This window comes from Microbulbifer mixtoriginis (SeqCode) (assembly GCF_052467705.1).
The window spans coordinates 1388758-1410145 of record NZ_CP174322.1 but is presented as its reverse complement, the minus strand read 5'-3'; the positions used below and the strand labels follow the sequence as shown (position 1 = coordinate 1410145).

Here is a 21388-nt window from a genome sequence, read left to right as displayed (position 1 = left end):
ATGCAGGGCCTATTGGCTTGGGTGCCACTTTTACCACTGATCGGCTTCCTCACATTGGTAGCTATCCCACTATTTTATCGGGATGAGCCTTCGCAAAAGGTGATTGCCTATATCGGCGTAGGCAGTGTTGGCTTGGCTGCTCTATTTACAATAATTGTGGCTATTGTTTTATTTTGGGGGAATCCCTCTGAATCAATCAATATTTCTCTATGGTCGTGGATGTTGGTGGACAACCTGAAACTAGGTTTCAATTTCCACGTGGACTGGCTAACCATGGTGATGTTACTGATTATCACTGGTGTTGGGTTTCTTATCCACCTCTATTCAGTGGGCTATATGCGGGAAGACCTGGATTTCCGCCGTTACTTCGCTTATCTAAACCTGTTTGTCTGTGCCATGTTGATTCTGGTTTTGGCTGATAATCTGGTCTTACTTTATCTTGGCTGGGAGGGTGTTGGACTCTGCAGCTATCTTCTGATTGGTTTTTGGTATAAGGATCCAGCCAATGGAGCAGCTGCCCAAAAAGCTTTTATCGTCACCCGTATTGGTGATACGGCAATGGCTATCGGCTTGTTTCTGCTTTTCTATGAATTCTCAACACTAAACATTCCTGAGCTTGTCTCGACCATAAACGGTCCAGATGTAAACAATGACATAGTCACTTTAGCGTGCCTTCTCTTACTGGGTGGTGCCGTGGGTAAGTCGGCACAATTACCACTACAAACCTGGCTACCTGATGCCATGGCTGGTCCAACACCAGTGAGTGCCCTGATACATGCTGCCACTATGGTTACCGCAGGTGTATATTTAATTGCCCGTATGCATCCTCTTTATATGTTATCGGAAGTGGCAATGACCGCTGTGGCAGCCGTTGGCGCTCTCACACTACTTCTGGCTGGCTTCAGTGCAATAGCTCAAAGTGACATAAAAAGAGTACTCGCCTACTCCACAATTAGTCAGATCGGTTACATGTTTCTTGCTTTAGGCGTTGGTGCTTGGTCTGGCGCTATTTTTCACTTAATGACTCATGCATTTTTTAAGGCCCTGCTATTCCTATCTGCAGGATCAGTAATTTTAAGCCTGCATCATGAACAAAATGTTTTTTCAATGGGTGGACTCTATCGAAAAATACCACTTACTTTTATTTGTTTTACCATTGGATGTGCATGCCTCGCTGCACTTCCCTTCACCTCGGGATTCTATAGTAAAGACCATATATTATTGAGCGCCTGGGAATATCACCATGGCATTAACATCTTGTGGCTCGCCGGCATACTCGGAGCACTCGTAACCGGAATTTATAGTTTCCGTGTATTATTTCTCGTATTTTTGGGAAGAGAAGGTCAAGCTTCCACTCATTGTAAAGATGCCAATATCCCTGTAATGAGCATACCTCTCTGTATTCTCGCAGTGTTGGCATTATTTGGTGGCTTATTGGCCCCGCCGCTGCAATCCGTATTTGGTGTTCGCCCAGACGAAGCCCACTCCCCCTGGATCGAAGGCACTGCTATTGCAATGCCATTAATAGGCCTTGCCATTGCCTGGAAGTTATTCCGTCATGAACAAAGAACAGGAGAACAACGTTCAAGTCTATTGCAGTTCTGGTTCTCCGGCTGGGGATTCGATTGGTTATACGATCATCTACTGGTGCGACCTTTCAAGTTTCTTACTCAAATAAACCACAATGATATTATTGATAGCATTTACAAAGGCACCGCAACAATTAGCCGACAAATGCATGCTCTTCTAAGTACCTCGCAAAATGGACAAGTGCGTTGGTACCTAACTACCTTCGCCGTTGGTTCCATTCTTTTCCTCGCACTTCTGGTGGCGTTATGACCCTTTTAACGATCATTATTATATTGTTCGCCGGCGGCGTGCTAGCCTGGCTAGCTGAGCGCTATTTTAAAACTGGTGGGCGCTGGATCAGTATGATCAGCTTATTACTTGCCGCCTTATTACTCACAAACTACTCAACATTTATTCATTCAACAGAAGTTGGCACATCGGAGCCTTGGTGGGAGAGTTTACAAATACCCTGGATTCCCAGATTTGGAATTGACTTCCATTTAGCCATTGATGGCTTAAGTTTTCTCATGCTGGTACTGACACTGGCAATGGGAATTTTTGGGATAGTAATGACCTGGAATGATATTAATTTTCGCAGAGGTTTCTTCTATTTCAATTACCTATGGACTTTAGCCGGTGTTGTTGGTGTCTTTACCGCTATTGATCTTTTCCTTTTCTTCTTTTTCTGGGAAGTAATGCTGATACCCATGCTGTTCTTAATCGCAGTATGGGGTTATGAGCAACGTATTTACGCCGCAATCAAGTTCTTTATTTTTACTCAAGCAAGCAGTCTTCTAATGCTTATTGCGATAGTTGCTCTTGTTTATATCCACTACACCAACACCGGGCAGCTCACTTTTAATTACAATGCCCTGCTAGATGCCCGTGTATCACCCGGAATTGCCTACTGGATAATGTTAGGTTTTTTTGTTGCTTTCATAGTTAAATTACCAGCTTTACCTTTCCATACTTGGTTACCAGACGCACATACTCAGGCACCTACAGCAGGGAGTATCCTGCTGGCCGCCATTCTCCTTAAAACGGGTGCTTATGGCTTGTTGCGCTTCAACCTACCACTATTTCCTGAAAGCTCAGTAGCATTTGCACCGGTAGCAATGACTATTGGAGCACTCAGTATTATTTACGGAGCAATGCTCGCCTTTGCTCAAAGAGACATGAAGAGGTTGGTAGCCTATTCCAGTGTTAGCCATATGGGGTTTGTGTTACTTGGCTTGTATGCCCTTGATACTATTGCTATTCAAGGAGCTGTTATGCAAATGATCGCTCACGGCTTGAGCACTGCAGCTTTATTTGCCCTGGTGGGTGCTATTCAGCACCGCTTTCACACCAGAGATATGCACCAGTTGGGCGGTCTTTGGGCCAGATTGCCAAAGTTATCCGCCGTTGCGCTTTTCTTCGCAGTAGCATCTCTGGGCCTACCTGGTTTAGGCAATTTTGTTGCTGAGTTCACCGTACTCGTAGGTAGTTTCCGAAGTAATCACTGGCTTACAGCCCTGGCAGCAGTTGGACTTATTGGTGCAGCGCTCTATGCCTTACTTATGATGCAAAAGGTATTCTTTGGAAAACTGAACAAGCGACTGGAAAAGCCGATTCAGGAGCACGAGGCTACAGATCTCAGCATACGGGAATCTAGCGCCCTTCTCACTCTCGCCGTCCTATTAGTCTTTATCGGTTTACGCCCACAACCAGTTTTTGATATTGCCGATCCAACTGTTCAACGGTCCGCAACAAGAATTGATACTGTTTTAAATGATCAGAAAATCTTAAATGAGCAATTATCATCTCAGACTCTCTCACCCAAGCTTAAACCGACCTCAGTTGAGGATAACACCCCATGAGTGCACAGGAACTTTTTGGAATACTACCACTACTGATACTTAGTGCAGGTATAGTTATTCTATTGTTACAGGTATCTTTTTGGCGTGGGCACCTGGGAGCATTGGTAACCACCCTAATCACTCTACTGCTTGCCATGGCTTCTTGCTTTTGGGTTGCCGATGAACTGACTGGTGCAACAAGCTCGCTTCAGGTAACTGAGCTTATCCTGATCGACTACACTGCATTATTTTTCACACTTATATTGCTGGTAACCGCCTTTGCCGTCAGTATTATGGGGTTCAACTACCTACGTCTACGCTGTGATCCAAAAGGAGTAGCTGGTAGTTATCCAGAGGAATATTATATTTTATTGCTTCTGGCAATGCTTGGTGCCTGCACTCTGATTTTCTCCAGCCATTTTGCAACATTTTTCTTGGGACTTGAGTTAATTAGCCTCTCTCTTTATCCCATGCTAGGTTTTTCCTTAACTGGCGATCTATCCCCAAAAAGAGAGCAGCTTCAGTCCCTTGAAGCAGCCATTAAATATTTAATTCTATCAGCACTATCCACTGCATTAGGCCTGTTCGGTATTGCGCTTATTTATAGCGCTTCTGGCGCGCTAGACTTTACTGGCATAGCTTCTCGAATTACCGAGTTATCCCAGACCTCCACGCTATTTGCGACTGGAGTTACTTTATTTCTTATCTCTGTGGCTTTTAAATTATCACTTGTGCCCTTTCATATTTGGACACCTGATGTTTACCAAGGGGCCCCCACGCCAACAACAGCCTTGATTGCAACCGTAGCCAAAGGAGCGGTTATTGGCTTCCTATTACGTTTCTTTAATACTCTGGACCTATACAGCAGCAAAACTTTAATCGATATGCTTTCTATTGCAGCCATAGCCAGTATGATTGTAGGAAATCTTCTCGCATTAATGCAGTCGAATATCAAACGCCTTTTAGCCTACTCTTCAATTGCACATATCGGTTATTTGATTGTGGCTTTTATCATAGGAAAAAGCACCTTTGGCACAGAGGCCGTTATTTATTACTTGATAGCTTACATAATTACTACCCTAGGTGCTTTTGCGATAGTGGGCTTGGTCGCCGATTCGGTTGAAGAAAAAGTGCTCAGTGGAGAGTACCCTGAAAATCCCACTTCAGATAGCCAGAACCCCTATCAGCGTGCATTTTATCAGGGGTTGCTCTGGCGCTCCCCCTGGTTGGCCAGCTGTTTCGCTGCCATGCTCCTCTCCCTTGCCGGCATACCGCTAACAATTGGTTTCATTGGCAAGTTCTACGTGTTTACAGCAGGGGTTGAGGGTGAAATGTGGGGGCTTCTAGCGGGTGTGGTTATCGGTAGTGCTCTGGGACTTTTCTATTATCTAAGACTACTTCTTACCCTTGTACAACGTGATAGCTCCCTAGATACAACCTCTAATGGCACAGTACAAATTGCTGCATCTGGCCAGCTGTTACTATTGGCACTGACGGGGGCTCTGTTAGTATTCGGTATTTTTCCTCAGATCTTGATCAACTGGATAAATGCACTATAAAGATTAATTAGGGTATGGCCGCAAGAAGATACGACCTGTTTTCCGCCCAATAACAATTTCCTGGGTATCAAAGGGCAGACCTATGAAGACTTTCAAGCAGGCATTTGAAATCATTCAGGATGCAGAAAAGTTTCACCTGGATATGGCAGACCTTTACGAGAATTTACTTGAAAAATCTGAGGATTATCGAACTCAGCTGTTATTAAGGCATATGTTAGAGCATGAACAACGTATGGCGAGAAACCTCTCAAACTATGGAGAAATCGCCCAGCAAAAGGTCATGCAGACCTGGTTGCAGTACACCCATGAAGAATCCGCCCATGATTTTATTCGTCAACTACCACTTAGTGACCCCCCCACTATCAAAGAGGTCAATAATATTGGAAGGGAAGTAGACCGATATTTTTCCAGTCTTTATGAAGCGGTGTACGGCGCTATTGAGTCCATGGAAGTGAAAGAAGTCTTTGAGGACTTGAAGCAGATACAAGACAAAGAACGTATCACCTTATCTATGGCAACTAACTCTCTCTGGGACATGTAAAAAAGCCCGCATAAAGCGGGCTTTTTTACAGTAACGATAGCTTTTAAGTAAAGCTATTCACTGAGGGCTTAAAACTCATACTGTGCACGTACATAGTAGAGCGCACCATTAAAGCCCATTGGTGCTGTCTCGGGGTATTCAGCGCCTGCAACACCTGACCAGGGGTTCTTATCTGGGTAGTTATTAAACAGATTTTCAGCCCCTGCGATCAGCGACAGCGAATCGCTAAAGTCATAGGCACCCTCTATATCCACAGTCCACTCATCACCGGCATCAATGGGTAAGCTGTAATCATCCAGGTGCGCTTCCCAGTAGCTGCCATAGTAGTTCAAACGAACTAGACCACGCCATCCTTCACCCGCATGAGAAATGGTTGCATTACCACGAATGTTGGGTAGACCATCTTCCAACTGCCCAAGGCGCATATCACTGATGGTTTCTTCCCGATACTTGGTGACTTCTGTATCAGTCCAGTTTGCTGCGAAACTTAAGTCAGTGGCATCTCCGAGCGGATAGGTTGCCACCACATCAATTCCACGGGTCTTGGTGTCGAAGTCGTTGGTATAAAAGCGAATCGATGTTAGTGAATCAGCTCCGCTAATACCATCGGCCACCAGTTGCGCTTTTTCCGCTTCACTTAGTTCCTGATCAGCAGACTGAGTGATACGATCACTTACGGAAATTTGGAAATAATCGAGGGTAATATCCCAGTCACCGGCAGCAATAATGGCGCCAATAGTAAAGTTTTTCGACTCTTCAGGTTGTAGTTGCTTTCCACCCTTTAATACCGCAACAGGGTTTGTCGGTGGGATAGTACCTTTATTCTCTAGCTGACCATCTGCAAAAGCCGTAGTCACATTACTTATATTTGACTGAGCTGGTGTAGGTGCACGAAAGCCGGTACTGTATGTAGAGCGCAAGGCGATTACATCATTAATTGCCCAATGTCCGGAAACCTTATAGTTGAAAGTACTACCGAAGTCTGAGAAATCTTCCCAGCGTAGGGCTGTGCCCAAACGAAGATTATCAGTCGCTTCCAGTTCAAAGTCGGTATAGAGCGCAATATTATCGCGGTCGAAAGTACCAATAACTTCAGGTCCGAACCCAGAAAAACCATTAGAACCAATAAGGAATTCTTGTTCTGTCAATGGACCTTGAGTCCATGAGGCTTCATCCCCCATATTGACTTCGAACTCTTCCTCACGCCACTCAAAGCCCCCGGCCATATACAATGCCTTACCGGAAATTTCAGTAGCCTTAGTCAGGTCAATATTAAAATTGGTCTCAGTTTGCCCATATCCACCAGGGCTAAAGCTGGTTGGGGTATTGGGACCCATAGTGGCATTAATGGTATTGTAGATATGGAAATCTACTTCGTTCTGGCCCCTACTGGCACTGACATCATAACCAATACCATTGGCCAACTCACCGCGCAACCCGAAGACCATGGAGTAATCTTCTAGGTCACCACCGAAACGAGGGGTAAACCCGCCAGGGAACATCTCGGTAAAGGAGAAACACTCATCGAGATCGTGGGCTTCAGAGACGCTGACATTCTGACAATTATCAATACCATTACTGGGGTCTAGGTCTCCAATTAATGGATTACCATTTTCATCAGCAAAAACACCCTCTCTAGTTTCCGGATTACGGAAATAGAATCCTCCATCGGTGGAACGGCTAGCGTAGTTACCAAAGGCATATAGCTCAACAGTATCGTTCAGCTCAATGGCACTGTTAATAAAGAACTTAGTGTCATCATCAACTTCGGGCTGACCCCAAACTTGCGCTGGGTTAGCAACATGAGTATTGCCATCGGCGATCAGCTGCGCAGCATCGTCCCGCTGGGTACTGCGGCTTGTGGAGTCCTGCTCGCGATACTCCATACTGAAGTTTATAAAACCAGAATCGGTCAATGGCAGTCCAAAGTTGGCGGCAACCATACTCTGGTCGCCATCACCCTCGGCAGTGGTAGCATGCTTTACCTCAACGGTGCCACCCTCAGCAGCATCTTTAAGCTGGAAGTTAATCACCCCGGCAATGGCATCAGAGCCGTACTGAGCGGCCGCACCGTCACGGAGTACTTCTACTTGCTTCAGTGCAATCGCTGGAATAGCAGAGATATCAGGTCCTTGGGCACCATCCGATACACCACTACCAAGGAATGCAATCACGGATGCACGGTGACGGCGCTTACCGTTTACTAGAACCAGGGTGCTATCGGGCGGCAGTCCACGCAGGTTGGCCGGGCGTACAATCGATGCGGCATCGGAGATCGGCTTGGCATTGACATTGTAGGAAGGCACAACATTACGCAGCAGGTTGTTGAGGTCACCATCACCTTGGTTAACAAATTCGTCACCAGTAACGATGTCGATAGGTGCGGAGGAATCCGTAGCCGAACGCCCCTCAACACGGGTACCGATAGTGATGACTTCCTCCAGAAGTGCATCCTCGGCAACTGCGGGGCTGGACACAGCGGCAACCGCCATTGCCAATAGCGATGGCGCGCCACAGGCCGCTAGCCAACGCTTCTTATTTTCTTTCATGTAATTACCCTGTCAATTATTGGTTTTATCTTCCAATGCTAATCGATCATTTTTCGGCAGTGTGGTACCGGGTACGAAGCAATCTATCCTGATTGGAACAGTACGTGCCGAATAGCGTACTGATATAGCCCGCCCCTCCAATGATGGACATCATCATTCTTCATCACTGCAAGAAGCGTGACACAGGTAAAAAATGCCAGCAAAAATGGAAAATTAAAATACCTAAATAACAGGTATTTACAATTTAAATCATGTCTATTGGGGTGATAATGACATTCATGTCACTGTAAGAATTCACAGCAAAACGAACTAAAAGAGATTAATAGGAAGAAATTTTCAGAGAACTAGGTGGGCAACTGTCATACAAACAAAGGATATGCGAAATGGTAACTGATATTCACTCCAGAGAGAAATAGCTCATCCTAAAAACGTAAAATAAGTAGGGATCAACATCCACACAAAGGTATTGGGACCCCAATATATTCCTATAGGCCCCAAAAACTGACTAGGAGGCGTTCAAGGAAAATTCCACTGCTTTATTCGCATGAATTTGAGTAGTATCCAGCAGTGGGATAGTCACATCCTCTTTTGAAACCAGCATACCAATCTCGGTACAGCCAAGAATCACACCATCCGCCCCTTGAGCCGACAACGAGTGGATAATACGCAGATATTGCTGCTTTGATGCAACTTCAACTTTGCCCTTACAAAGCTCCTCATAAATTACCCGATGAACAATTTCCCTATCTGGGGCTGCGGGAACTATTAGGTTTATTCCGTACTTTTCCTGAATGTATTTACGATAAAAATCCTGTTCCATGGTGAAAGCAGTACCCAGCAACCCTACCTTATTGACTTTATCTCTAAGCAAAAATTCAGCTACAGCATCGGCAATATGTAAGAGAGGAATACCTACGGAAGCCGTCACCTGATCCGCTACTTTATGCATGGTGTTGGTACAAATTAGAATGCAATCTGCCCCAGCAGCTTCCAACGCTTTGGCGGCTTGTGCTAAAAGGTAGCCTGCCTCATCCCAGTTACCGGATCGCTGTAGCTTCTCTACTTTATAAAAGTCGACACTGTATAAAATAATCTCTGCTGAGTGTAATCCTCCAAGACATCGATTGACCCCTTGGTTAATTAACCTGTAATAAAGCTGTGTACTCTCCCAGCTCATACCACCAATTAGGCCAACTTTTCTAACTTCACGCTTCACTACTTGCTCACCTAACTTTTATAAAATTAAGCAACAAATTTAAAGTAACCCAGCAGTAAAAACAACCAATAGAAAAACAATCAGATAAAAGAAATAAAAATATAAAATATGGCTAATAGCTACTCGGTGTACTTTGATGGATCCATGGACATACAAGAAGCAATCAAGTTTCTTTTACTGAAGTTATAGCCTGAAAGAAGAGCCATCATATTCTCCCTCCCCAAAAGACGACGAGTAATTTCTTTAAGTGATACTCCCTGGCGCCCCAACTCCTGAGCAGAACTCGACAGGTTAAGCAAGTAATCATACTTTTCTTGAAGCCTTTTCTTACCATTCTCTACCAAACCCCGATGGGGACATAAGATAAGATCAAATTCATATTGAAGTACTTTGCGCATGCTTTTCATCAAAACCGGAATACTTTCATCCTTACGCAACATTTTTAGATGACTGGCCACATAGAGGTCAGCAGTAAAAATCCAGCCCCGGTCTTCCATCAGGTAACAGGTCATATCCTTAGCATGGCCTGGTGCGGCGATAGGTATTGTTTTCTCGCCGGCTATACGCAGATCTTTTGGCAATTCGGCTGCTTCAGCCAGACCGGCAGCTCCCCAAATTAGCCTTTGAATTGGCGGTATACGAAAACCCCGTTTAAGAATTTCTATAGTGGCTTTGGGGGCACGAGGTTGAACTCCTGTCAACTTATAGATAGCGCCGGCATTGCCGCTATGATCCTCATGATGGTGAGTAAGTAGAAGCTGACGAAACGGCTTGTTTTTCACAAACCACTTGACATACTTCCATTGATTGCTAGGCCCTGTATCAATAATGGTATCTTTTAAGCGATAAACAATAAATGTGGTATTGATCCCAAAATCAAATCTGCCAACTCTCTGCGCATCAAGATCTTTGTAGTCAAATGAATCAATGACCGACACACAAGCCTCCCATGCCTGAGACCGAAAAATTGAGAAGACTAGAGATTTAAGATAGTTATACCTCAGTGAGAAGGTCTAGATATCTGATGAAGTAGGGATAAAATTGGTGACAGCATCGACCTATTGAGTCATGAATCTGCTAAAAACGGCTATTCCGTGAGTTCCATACGCAATTTCAAGCCAAGCTTGGTGGTAGCACCACTGGTAGTCCAGGCAATCTTTCCGTCACTCCCCACAATAATCATCGTTGGCGTTACTTTGATTCCCCAACGGGAACTTATTCTGCCCTCGGGGTCATTGATTGTAGGAAACTTCAGATTGTGCCGGAGCATATATTTCTCTACCTCATCCTCATCACCAGATCGCATGGCAATTCCCAAAACCTGATATTCCCGCGCCAGCTCAGATATTTTGGGAGATACTATACGGCAATAAGGGCACCAGGAGCCCCAAAAGTAAATAAGGACTGGTCCATGAGTTGTCATCTCTTTAAGATTTAACAAGTTTCCATTTATGGTTTTACCTTCTAGTGGTGGAGCTGTGTCTTTGGGAAGGTCTCTTTGCTGGTAATAGCCAACCGCAGCCATTACCACTATAGCTAGCATAGAAAAGGCTACTATTTTTACCGCCGCCCGGTACCATTGAATTTGCACCGTAAACTTTTCCTATATTTTGAATTTTCTAGCCAATTTTGGAAATCCATCACACCCAGTACAACTAAGAGTGGTTCAACTCTATCGCTCCTCATCCTCTTCGTTGTTATTACTATCTTCGAACAAATCGACAATCATAAATTCCTGCAATACCTGGGGTAGAAGCTTGGGTCTCTTTGCTCCAGCAGGATACCAAGCGTAAACAGGGATTGAGTTGCGCCCTAATGCGGCCAGGGATTCAGTAATTTCTGGGTCTTCTCGAGTCCAATCGGCACGCAGTAACAAAACATTATTATCCTGAAAGAGTTTTAATGTTTCCTCTTTATCAAGCACTCGCTTTTTATTTACCTGACAGGTAACACACCAAGCAGCTGTATAGTCGACAAACACTGAACGCTTTTCCTGTTGCGCCTGTTTAAGCAGTTCAGGATCATACTTTTGCCATGAAACTAAAGTTTGTATCATTTTCTGATCTGCTCGCTCCATAACCTTAAAAGCTAACGGCAAACTGATAAATAAGAGCCCCCAGGAAATTCCCCTAACTAAACCTGTGGAGTTATGTATCATCCAGAGGATAATCGTTGCTATCAGTACCATAGAGGTACCCATTAGCCAACCCATCTCTCCTTCCATTCGACCCAGAATCCAAAGGAGCCAAATCACTGTAGCGTAGAGCGGAAAAGCCAGAAATTGGCGAAGTTTTTCCATCCATGGTCCCGGAGATGGAAGCCTTCTTAGGAGTGATGGGCTAACACAGAGAATTAAGAATGGAGCTGCTAAACCAATCCCCATAGAGATAAAGATAAGCATGGCCTCTAGTGGAGGTAATATTGTTGCAGAACCCAACGCTACGCCCATAAATGGTCCAGTACAGGGTGCAGCAACAAACACTGCAAGGGCACCTGTACCAAAGGTTCCCCCTTTACTCAGGCCTGCAACCTTCACCAAGTGTTGACCAAATTCAAAGACTCCATGAAAAGACATGGCCATCACCCAAAATAATACAATCAGGCTCAACACCACTTCAGGGGACTGAAGTTGGAAGCCCCACCCTATAGATGCCCCTCCTGCTCGAAGTAGTAAAAGTAACAAGCCTAGGATCGTAAAGGTGCTAACCACGCCAGCAGCATAAATGAGCCCTTCCAACGGGCGAGAACCACCGCTATAGCCCTCCCCTATTAAGCCAAGCAGCTTAATTGAAAGTACAGGGAAAACACAGGGCATCAGATTCAATATGACCCCGCCAATAAATGCCGTGAGGATGATCAGCCAAATGGGACGCCACTTCTCAGTAGGTAGAGGGCTACCGAAGGGTACATCATCAAACTTCCAGGCCTGTTTTCCATCACTGATGACAAAACCAGTTACCGCGGGAGTAGTCGCCTCAGGCTGGCGCTGGAAGAGATAGATGAGTGACCAACCATCTCGTCGGACCCTTGGCTTGGCGGGAGAGATGACTTTTCCATCCAGTGGAAAAACCTGTGGTACCTGACCTTTCTCACGTGCTTCAATCAACAGGCGTATGCGGTCTTTTCCTTGAGGAACCAGCGATTTTATCATCCAAGGGCTGCTTTCATTCGAGGTAGGCACTCTCTCTGCAAAGTAATCCCTTATTATCAGGTCATCTCCTGTCCACTTGGGCTGCTTCCCAACAGGGCGGGTTAAGGTTATGGTGCCACGTCCTGGAATGCACTCGATCTTACACACAAGCCATTCAAGATCCGCTTTCAAAGCGACTTGCTCAGCTCCTGACTTGGGTTTGAGGTCAAAAAGATAGGCAACACTGCTCTCATAACCCAGGTTTGTAAGGTGTTCCACCTTCAAACGAGTTGGAAAAGGCCATTCAATATTTCCTATGCTTGCCCCCGAAGCTTGTATATTAAAACGGGGCGCGGCTCCGGAATCTCCCGGATTTCGCCAATACACGTGCCACTCAGGGTCCACTTCGAAGTAGATACCAATTTTTTCGGTGCGTACTTCTTCAAAGCTAGAAGGGGCTAACCAACGTATACGCACATGATCGCCGGAAGTCTCTTCCTCTGCATAAAGGAAAGAACCATAAAAAAAAGCCAATCCACTAATGATGATTATCAAGACAAACTTGATTTTAAACACACTCTTTTCCTTGGGCCTTATGCCTGGGAAATTTATAAATGCAGTACTGGTTATCTATGAACACTATACTGAGAGATAACCACTTAAGATCAATAAATTGGACGCAGATTACCCCGTCAATATCCCCTTACTAACTTTTGTAATTAGACGCAGATTCTCGTTTGAGATATTCATCAGCCCTTTTATGTTTTTCAATAATCTATAACCATCGCTCCTTAGACTCCAGGCTGGTCAGAGACCTAAAACTTACTCACAGCTCATCTTGGCACAAAAAATAGCCGCCGATTAGCCTGGTATTTAGATACTCATCAGCACATAGTAGGAAAATAATTGATTGGAAATAGAGATCGAGACTCTGGCAGACCGCTTACAGATCAACCACTTGTCAGTCGTTGAATATTATGACGGCGTTCCTTATGCCCTTTCTAGCGCCCATTGCTTTCCATATTGGTCTCTCGCTTATTCAGTATCAATCTTATGGAAAAGGGAGTGACGCCTAAGAAAAAGGCAACCATCTGAAATTTATCAGCAAAATCCGCCAGAATATGTTTTCTGATTTAATGTATCTGCGCTTTTACGGCGAATAGTGCCTCAAAGAGATAGGTAATTTAATCTGACAGACTGTAGAGAAAAACAATCAGAAGCAATAATTCTAGTGAGCACTTATCTTTCAACGCAATGTTTAAGATTTCTTTTATTACTGGACTCATAAAGAGTGAATAAAGTATTTATAAAATAACAATGGCACTCTGGAATTGAGTCTTTGGGCGTGAAAACCTGTAAAATTCAACCTCAATTTTCTATGAAAGTTTTAATGATATCATTGATATATATAATACCCTTGCGCGAGTTCGCCCCCCAACACATACTTTCATCTTTAATCTGAAATGGGTCATTACACATACTTATTAAATACAAGCGGGACTTAACTCTTTTTATCCACACTATCAATATTTACGTAATTTATCTTTTCAATATTCAGCCAATAAAGGATGTTCAACATTAACAGGAACCAAATTCTCCAAAAAATCCTCAGTAGCCAAATCCCAGCAGAAAGTTCTCGCTCGTGCGATACAATCCTCTGATTTGAATGTAAGAGCTTTTTGAATGGCCACCCCAAGATCTTCATCCATTGCACCAACGGGTGCATCGCCAATGATATCTCTTGGCCCGGTGACCGGATAGGCCGCAATTGGCAGGCCACAAGCTAACGCCTCAAGATTCACCAAACCGAAGGTATCTGTTAAAGATGGAAATACAAAAACATCCGCTCCAGCATAACACTCGGTTAATGCCTTTCCCTCTTTTATCCCCAAATAAATCACCTCTGGAAACTCTTTCTTTAATGTATTTAATTGAGGACCATCTCCTACCACCACTTTGGTTCCAGGAGTATTAATAGACAAAAATCTATCTAGTGACTTCTCCACAGCAATACGACCAACATTTAACATAATTGGCCTGGGCAGCCCTGAAAAAATTTCAGTTTCAACGGGGTGGAATTTATCCAACTCCACTCCTCGACGCCAGCGAACAATCCTACTAATACCTAAATTTCTTGCTTCTGCCTCCATACTTGTAGTTGTCACCATCGTTTGAGCTGCAGACTGGTGAAAATCCACAAGTAGTCTATGCAACCAACTTACAGGTATTTTGTATCTTAGGGAAACATATTCAGACAATCTTGAAAGCCATGAAGTTGTATATCTTAAACTTCGCTTTTTACAATATCTCCGCATGGAAATACCAATTGGCCCCTCTGTCATAATATGAATAGTATCTGGGGAAAAGTCATCAACAATACGAGCAAGACGGGAACCAGGGAATACTGCAATTCTAATTTCATGATATCCAGGCCAGGGGAAATACCTAAAGTCATCAACAGATAAAAGCTTGACTTCATGCCCTCGAACAGACAATTCTTTTATGGTTTTCTCTAGAACCCGCGATACGCCATTAAGCTGCTTCGGATAGGTGTCCGTAGCAATCAATATTTTCATACCATAAAACCTTTATCTAAAGAGAAGAATCGTTTCAAAGCAGCGCAAAAAAAAATACGAAACCACTAAATAAAGCTTGAAACGATTCCGACACTTACCATTTTGACAAGCAGGGTATTTTGCTCTGATCACAGCGACTGGAATATTTCTTTGCCACCTGCTCCACTTCTGATAAAAGCTTATCACTCAGCGTGATCGGCTGTAGCCCCATCTCCAGCAACTGGTCATTAACAGCCAGTAAATCATTTTCTGGAGACTCTTTTCTTGGGTTATCCACATAGGCAATAGCCACGTCTGTTTTATCAGCAATCAACTTCGCCAGATCCCTGACTCGATGCATTTCAGTCATCTGGTTCAATATTTTGACCCGATCATCTTTTTCCGGAGGATTTTCTATCGCTAACTGTATACAACGGCAACTATCCTGAATATGGATAAAAGCACGTTTCTGCCCACCGGTACCATGAACTGTAAGGGGATAATTAATCGCAGCCTGCATTAAAAATCTATTCAATACAGTGCCATAATCTCCATCATAATCAAATCGATTGATAAGATACTCATCCTTACGGGTTTGATTTGTTTGTGTGCCCCAAACAATACCCTGATGTAAATCAGTAATACGCAGCCCATCATTTTTATTATAAAAAGCAAACAATAACTGATCCTGAGCCTTAGTCATATGATAGATAGAACCAGGATTCGGAGGATATAAAATTTCCGAACTGATAAATCTACCTTCCTCTTCCACTTGCACCTCCAGATATCCTTCTGGAATTCTCATGCCGGCAGTGCCGTAACCATAAACACCCATAGTTCCCAGGTGTACAAGATGAATATCCAGCTTACTCTCTACAATCGCGGCAAGAATATCGTTGGTCGCACTCAAATTATTATTAACCGTCAATCGTCTATGGCTTGATGACTTCATCGAATAAGGCGCTGATCGCTGTTCGGCAAAGTGTACAATTGTGTGCGGTTTCTCGGTAACCAATAGCTCTAGCAGCCTGTGATATTCTTTACCGATAGTGATTACAACATGCCGAATATTCTTGCCCGACACTTCTCGCCAAACCCTCAGCCTCTCTCCTAATGGCTGAATAGGCGTGAGCGACTCGACTTCCAGCTCTATATCGGTTTTTCTCCTTGAAAAATCATCGACAATTATAACTTCATAGCCTGCATCAGAAAGATGAAGGGCGGTTGGCCACCCGCAGAATCCATCCCCACCAAGAACCAGTACTTTTCTCACCCTAACCTCATTTATTAGTGACAGAAAAATGACTTCTATTTGAATACACTGAATCAACTATTGATAACGAACTAGATTATCTTCACTAGCGGCATATCCAATCCAAGAGCAAAATCCTTTCGCTTATTGGTTATCTTTATCATTAATTTCCACTCAAACTTAACTCACGGATAAAGCCAAGCATCTCTGCTAGAACTATCTCACTGTTTGCAGTGTGAAATATATGGCGTCAAAGACAAAACAAGCGCCAATCAAAGGGAAATAGCGCCAATCTTCACTTTCTTTGGCTTTTGTGGGAACAGAGTAGATCATTCAGGAATTCAGCGTTACTTTGAACAACCTTCAAATTACTAAGCATGTCCCAACCAATCAGACAAGATTTACAATCATTTTTGATTATCTTCACCGGCGTAGATCACCACCATTTCATGTGCAATAGAAATTTGCACATTCCTTCCACATTCCAATCATGATCAGGAAAACCTGAGCCCATCCACGCAAGGCAGGGCCATCAGAGCTACCAAACCTATTCCTCACATTGAAAAAAACCTGCACTCATAAAAACACGGGACTTTATTATTTGCTGTACGAAAAACTTATGCCTGCCAGATTAAAGTACTGACCACCATTACCAAGAGGCCAACTGTCATCGAAAAACAACTTTTTAATTTATCTAAATTAATGGGAACTTCACACGCCGAGATGACAACTAAGACACGTAAGACAAATATAAAAGGTCTGTGCAGCAGCGCAGAGGGTTATGGGCAAAAATTAATATCTGGGGTTGTACTTAGGGCATTAGCTCTAGCAGAAAGTTAGCTCTCTAAAAAAGCCAACTATCAGCAAATCTCCCTATATTTTGAGCCTACTTCCGCAAACGGTTTTCCGTAAGCGGCTTGCAAGGATGCATTTAAGCTTTATTGAAATGCACTTTGTGGGAATAAAAATATCCTCACCAAGAATCTATTTAGCAATTTTTCCTGAGACTGACTGATCAGCCCCTGGATAAATTGCCACACTTTCTACCCGTGCATTTTTATAAATATACTGCTCCATCCGCATTCTATTTCGTACCGGGAGATATAGCTGATGATTTCCAGAAGACACTTATTGCCTATTTCCCTGGCAATATCGGCCCTAACATTTATTGCACCTCCAGTCCTCGCGGACTTTGGTTCTAAACATGACAAGCATCGGGTACCCAAGAACGCAAGAAAAGGTCCGCGGCCACCCAAGCAACAACCCTTCGATTTCAGTTCAATCTTTAACACCGTCCAGATTCTGGAAGCTGGCGCTGTGGAAATACACCTCGGTGGCCATATTGATCAGGCCACACTGGAAGCAATGGACCCAATTGAGGCCTATGTTCATGCTTTCGAAGAAGGTGATGAGCTATTTGAAATGAACTACAACGCGCTCGATGGGGTAGGTGTCAATGTCGGCAACGGTAAGCGCTTCACCAGTTTTCCGCGCCCTGATCTCAGAGGCCCAAGGGCCTGGGCCAATATTTTGCCCCATCGAGCTACAGGCCCCAACGGTGATTCCTGTATCAGTTGTCACAATGTTCCCGTTGCCGATGGCGGCGGTGGTGTGAACGATAACGTGATCCGTATGGACCCAGAGCGTAAACAAAAAGGCTTTATTGAGCGTAACTCCCCGCACCTGTTCGGCATGGGCGCGGTACAGTTGGTGGCCGAGGAAATGACCACCGAATTACACAACCTCAGGGATCAGGCTGTCGACGACAGTTGTGCCTCCGGTGACAGTGCCACTGTGGAAATGGTATCCAAAGGGGTGAATTTTGGTGAAATATCCGTTTCCTGTGAAAACGTCAACTACGACAATCTCGCTGGCATTGATACAGATCTCGTTGTGCGCCCCTTTGAGTGGAAGGGACTCACCGGCTTCGTACGTGCTTTTGTGCGAGGTGCTGCGCACCAGGAGCTCGGTATGCAGGCCACCGAACTGGTCGGTGATGCCGATAGCGACTTCGACTCTGTCAGTAACGAACTGAGCGTGGGGGATATCACCGCACTGGCAATTTACAATGCTGCACAACCACGGCCAGTCACCAAGCTCGAATTGAACAGCGTGATTGATACCCTGAATGAAGAGGAACGAGAAACCTACGGGCTACCTCTCAGTGAGGCAGATATTGCCAGCATTCAAAATGGCGAGGAAATTTTCTCCTCTATCAGCTGCGCCTCCTGCCACTCTCCCGAGATGGAAGTCAGCTCACCAATATTTTATGAACCGTCGAAACACGCCAGCTATCGCGATGAGACCTACCCAGCGGGCAACATTGCCGGGTTACCCACTACCTCCCTGCAATTTAACCTGCTGACAGATATTCTCGACAACCCTCAGGAGCTACCTTCCGGCCAGACCCTGGGACAGTTCGAGGAGTCCGAGAATGGCGGAGCAATTGTACGCCTCTATGGCGACCTGAAACGCCACGATATGGGCCGAGCCATGGCTGAGGAGTTCGATGAGGGCAACGTGGGTGCCTCGGTATTCCTTACCGAAAACTTGTGGGGAGTAGGCTCCACACCACCCTATCTACACGATGGCCGCGCCACCACCATGACGGAAGCCATTCTGTTTCACGGAGGGGATGCACAATCCAGTAAAGAGCAGTTTGTAGCCCTTAGCGATGCTGACAAAGCCGACCTGCTGAATTTCCTAGATAACCTGGTACTTTACCTGGCTCCAGAGTAAGCCTCTAAAAACCCACAATCCAACCGGGGCGGCCTATCGGCTCGCCCCTTTCACATCTCAGTACAAATTATGGCGTTGATGCCACTCTGCCAGTGACTCATCTGGGTACTCATCGAAATGCTTGTCCGCGGCTCGAATATCCGGCTCTACCCAGGTTTTGGCAAAGGCCAGCATCATATGAGTAAGTTCTGGTGGTACGGGAAGTTCACTATCTATCGCAGAGGCAAATGGGTGGACCAGATCAGGCCAGCGGGGGTCCCACAACCAAAGCGCACTGCCACAGCGGGAACAAAAATGGCGTTGCGCCGGGCTGGCACTATTGCTGCCAGACTTATCTCGCAATATTGCCTGATACACTGAGATAAACTCCTTCCCCTTTACCGTCAGCGACTGGTAATCCCCTCCCAGGTTAACGGCATAGCCCCCTCCCCCAGCCGTCTTGCGGCAAATCGAACAGTAACAGCGGTTAAATGGGTATGGTTGTGCACATTTAAGATTGAATTGCACCGACTGGCAATGACAGGAACCATTTAGTTTCAATATAAAATCTCCCCACTTGTCTTGCTTACACCTCCAATGCCTGTATCTAGGCTAGACTGGTTAGCGGTCCCACAATCAAGGTTTATGCCGCCATGGCAATAGATAAGCCCGTCAGACACGATAAGTGGCAGGCCCAAGAATATGTAAAGGCCTCCTCCATGCAGTGGCGGCACGCTATGGAAGCTATCCAGCGCTGCAACTATCAAGGCGCCAGTACTATCCTCGATGTGGGCTGTGGCGATGGCAGAATCACCAGCTATCTAGCCGAACACCTCAAGAGTGGCAAAATCGTCGGTGTGGACCTCACTGAGGATATGATTCGCCACGCCCGCAAAGCCCACTCCGGCGTACCCAATCTCTCCTTCGAGCAAATGAGCGCCGATGAAATTCAGTTTGATAAGCAGTTCGACATTATTTTTTCTTTCAGTTGCTTGCACTGGGTGGCAGACCAGAAGAAGGTCTGGAATGGCTTTTACAAACACTTACGAGAGGATGGCAAGATTGTGGTCGGCTTTCAGGTTGACCATGAGAATTTCTGGGATACTGTGTACGAATTCCAAAACAATAATCAATGGCAGGCACATTTTGAGAACTTTCTCGATCCTTACAATCATTATTCCCTGAATGAAATGCGTAATTATATCGAGGATGCTGGATTTTACCTGCCCAGGATCGATGAAATCCATCATGTGGAAAATTTTGGCACCCGAGACACGCTCACAGCGTTTTTCTTATCTTGGGTGCCTCAATTTCGACATCTGCAGAACTCGCAAAGACAAGAATTTGCCCAACAAGTGATGGACGCCTTCTACCAAAAAATGCATCCAGAAATGCGCAAACATGCTGGAGTACGGATCAAGCGATTTATTATTGAAGCCGTCAAATGAATCGGAATCCATGTATTAATTTTAAAGCTAGTGAACTCAAATCACCCTTAGCTGCTAACTTTTTAGAGCTTAACCATTCTCTGCAAACTTTTGAAAAAGTATCAACAAAATAAAATCACGAACGGGCCATTGTATCTAGGTCCACCTTCAAGCAAGAGGCAATTAAGTTTCTCTTACAAAAGTTGTGGCCAGTTAAAATACTTACCAAACCCTCTTTTCCCAGCAAACGCTCGCTGATTTGCTCTAATGGCAGCCCTTGCTGATCAAGCTGCTGTGCCTCTGCAGATAAATTCAACAGAAACTCATACTTCTGCTTTAACTGCTGCCAGCCATTTTCTACAACTCCTCGATGGGGACAGAGAATGACTTCGAAGGAGCGCTCCAATACACTTTTGATACTGTTTAACAGGATGGGGATATCTTCATCGATGCGAAGAAACTTTAAGTAATTGGCAATATATAAATCTGCACTGAACAACCAGCCGCGCTCAGGCAACAGGTAACAGGTCATATCTTTGGCATGACCAGGGCTAAATAGGGGCTGCACTTCTTCAGTGCCAATGCGGATATCTTCTGGCAATGGCGCTACTTCGGCTTTTCCAGCAGTTCCCCAGAATAGTTTTTGCATGGGGGGAATACGAAAGCCCCTTTTTAATATCCCTATAGTTAAGTCCGGAGCAAAAGCCTGCACGCCGGTGAGCTTTTGGATAGCACCGGCGTTGCCGCTGTGATCCTCGTGGTGGTGAGTTAGCAATAGTTGTTTTAGCGGTGTATTTTCAATAAACGGCTTAACATATTTCCACTGGTTACTAGGGCCAGTATCTATTACTGTGCCATTAAGCCTATAAACGACAAATGTGGTGTTGACCCCCATATTCAGGCGACCAACTCGGATTGCCTCCAGGCCCTGATAATTAAATGTTTCTCTTACCGACATGGGGAACTCTCTTACAGATTTTGGAGTATTTTCAGGCAAGTGGCACAAGCGGAGAAATTGCAATTTCCTCGAATGT

15 protein-coding genes are annotated in these 21388 nt (G+C 44.9%); 6 read left to right on the top strand and 9 right to left on the bottom strand.

The genetic code is table 11. The features are described from left to right. The 4 genes from nuoL (at position 1) to ACJJIB_RS06185 (ending at position 5507) form a co-directional block, all read left to right on the top strand. Positions 1 to 1839, top strand: a complete 1839-nt coding sequence (gene nuoL, locus ACJJIB_RS06200) for an NADH-quinone oxidoreductase subunit L (RefSeq protein WP_444888220.1) — start codon at positions 1 to 3, stop codon at positions 1837 to 1839. Next, complete coding sequence (gene nuoM, locus ACJJIB_RS06195; protein ID WP_444888219.1) at positions 1836 to 3428, top strand: NADH-quinone oxidoreductase subunit M; 1593 nt, start codon at positions 1836 to 1838, stop codon at positions 3426 to 3428. The genes nuoL and nuoM overlap by 4 nt, the downstream gene beginning before the upstream one ends. After that, a complete protein-coding gene (locus ACJJIB_RS06190; protein ID WP_444888218.1) occupies positions 3425 to 4966 on the top strand; it encodes an NADH-quinone oxidoreductase subunit N in 1542 nt (513 codons plus the stop codon). Before nuoM ends, ACJJIB_RS06190 begins: the two co-directional genes overlap by 4 nt. Positions 4967 to 5048: 82 nt before the next feature. Beyond that, entirely contained in the window at positions 5049 to 5507 is a 459-nt protein-coding gene (locus ACJJIB_RS06185; RefSeq protein ID WP_252084835.1) for a hypothetical protein, read from the top strand. Positions 5508 to 5575: 68 nt separating this feature from the next. Here the strand turns inward: ACJJIB_RS06185 and ACJJIB_RS06180 are convergent, their stop codons facing one another. From ACJJIB_RS06180 to ACJJIB_RS06150, 7 genes are all read right to left on the bottom strand, one after another. After that, positions 5576 to 8056, bottom strand: a complete 2481-nt coding sequence (locus ACJJIB_RS06180) for a TonB-dependent receptor plug domain-containing protein (protein ID WP_444888217.1) — start codon at positions 8054 to 8056, stop codon at positions 5576 to 5578. Between the two features lie 505 nt (positions 8057 to 8561). Beyond that, positions 8562 to 9272, bottom strand: a complete 711-nt coding sequence (locus tag ACJJIB_RS06175; RefSeq protein ID WP_444888216.1) for an aspartate/glutamate racemase family protein — start codon at positions 9270 to 9272, stop codon at positions 8562 to 8564. 119 nt (positions 9273 to 9391) lie between these two features. After that, positions 9392 to 10210: an MBL fold metallo-hydrolase gene (locus ACJJIB_RS06170; protein ID WP_252084832.1), complete on the bottom strand. Its 819-nt coding sequence runs from the start codon at positions 10208 to 10210 to the stop codon at positions 9392 to 9394. Positions 10211 to 10359: 149 nt separating this feature from the next. Further along, complete coding sequence (locus ACJJIB_RS06165; protein ID WP_444888215.1) at positions 10360 to 10863, bottom strand: protein disulfide oxidoreductase; 504 nt, start codon at positions 10861 to 10863, stop codon at positions 10360 to 10362. An 81-nt stretch (positions 10864 to 10944) separates the two neighbouring features. Then, positions 10945 to 12978, bottom strand: coding sequence for a protein-disulfide reductase DsbD family protein (locus tag ACJJIB_RS06160; RefSeq protein ID WP_444888214.1), 2034 nt, complete (start codon positions 12976 to 12978; stop codon positions 10945 to 10947). 971 nt (positions 12979 to 13949) lie between these two features. After that, on the bottom strand, positions 13950 to 14978 hold the full coding sequence (locus ACJJIB_RS06155) for a glycosyltransferase family 4 protein (protein WP_444888213.1): 1029 nt from the start codon (positions 14976 to 14978) through the stop codon (positions 13950 to 13952). Positions 14979 to 15072: 94 nt separating this feature from the next. Further along, positions 15073 to 16230, bottom strand: coding sequence for an NAD-dependent epimerase/dehydratase family protein (locus ACJJIB_RS06150; protein WP_444888212.1), 1158 nt, complete (start codon positions 16228 to 16230; stop codon positions 15073 to 15075). A 1089-nt stretch (positions 16231 to 17319) separates the two neighbouring features. Between ACJJIB_RS06150 and ACJJIB_RS06145 the strand changes: the two genes are divergently transcribed. Next, a complete protein-coding gene (locus tag ACJJIB_RS06145) occupies positions 17320 to 18948 on the top strand; it encodes a di-heme oxidoredictase family protein (protein WP_444888211.1) in 1629 nt (542 codons plus the stop codon). Between the two features lie 57 nt (positions 18949 to 19005). Here the strand turns inward: ACJJIB_RS06145 and ACJJIB_RS06140 are convergent, their stop codons facing one another. After that, positions 19006 to 19488 (bottom strand): GFA family protein, encoded by a 483-nt coding sequence (locus tag ACJJIB_RS06140; protein ID WP_444888210.1) that lies wholly within the window; start codon positions 19486 to 19488, stop codon positions 19006 to 19008. Positions 19489 to 19580: 92 nt separating this feature from the next. On the opposite strand from ACJJIB_RS06140, the gene ACJJIB_RS06135 reads away from it, so the two are divergent. Continuing rightward, positions 19581 to 20375 (top strand): class I SAM-dependent methyltransferase, encoded by a 795-nt coding sequence (locus ACJJIB_RS06135; protein WP_444888209.1) that lies wholly within the window; start codon positions 19581 to 19583, stop codon positions 20373 to 20375. A 115-nt stretch (positions 20376 to 20490) separates the two neighbouring features. Here the strand turns inward: ACJJIB_RS06135 and ACJJIB_RS06130 are convergent, their stop codons facing one another. Next, positions 20491 to 21312: an MBL fold metallo-hydrolase gene (locus tag ACJJIB_RS06130; RefSeq protein WP_444888208.1), complete on the bottom strand. Its 822-nt coding sequence runs from the start codon at positions 21310 to 21312 to the stop codon at positions 20491 to 20493. Between the last annotated feature and the right edge of the window lie 76 nt (positions 21313 to 21388).

Excerpts from the sequence above, each read along its gene's own strand:
- ACJJIB_RS06185 (WP_252084835.1), top strand. The coding sequence starts at position 5,049 with ATGAAGACTTTCAAGCAGGCATTTGAAATCATTCAGGATGCAGAAAAG.
- ACJJIB_RS06155 (WP_444888213.1), bottom strand. The coding sequence starts at position 14,978 with ATGAAAATATTGATTGCTACGGACACCTATCCGAAGCAGCTTAATGGC.
- ACJJIB_RS06135 (WP_444888209.1), top strand. The coding sequence starts at position 19,581 with ATGGCAATAGATAAGCCCGTCAGACACGATAAGTGGCAGGCCCAAGAA.
- nuoM (WP_444888219.1), top strand. The coding sequence starts at position 1,836 with ATGACCCTTTTAACGATCATTATTATATTGTTCGCCGGCGGCGTGCTA.
- ACJJIB_RS06190 (WP_444888218.1), top strand. The coding sequence starts at position 3,425 with ATGAGTGCACAGGAACTTTTTGGAATACTACCACTACTGATACTTAGT.
- ACJJIB_RS06180 (WP_444888217.1), bottom strand. The coding sequence starts at position 8,056 with ATGAAAGAAAATAAGAAGCGTTGGCTAGCGGCCTGTGGCGCGCCATCG.
- ACJJIB_RS06130 (WP_444888208.1), bottom strand. The coding sequence starts at position 21,312 with ATGTCGGTAAGAGAAACATTTAATTATCAGGGCCTGGAGGCAATCCGA.
- nuoL (WP_444888220.1), top strand. The coding sequence starts at position 1 with ATGCAGGGCCTATTGGCTTGGGTGCCACTTTTACCACTGATCGGCTTC.
- ACJJIB_RS06145 (WP_444888211.1), top strand. The coding sequence starts at position 17,320 with ATGATTTCCAGAAGACACTTATTGCCTATTTCCCTGGCAATATCGGCC.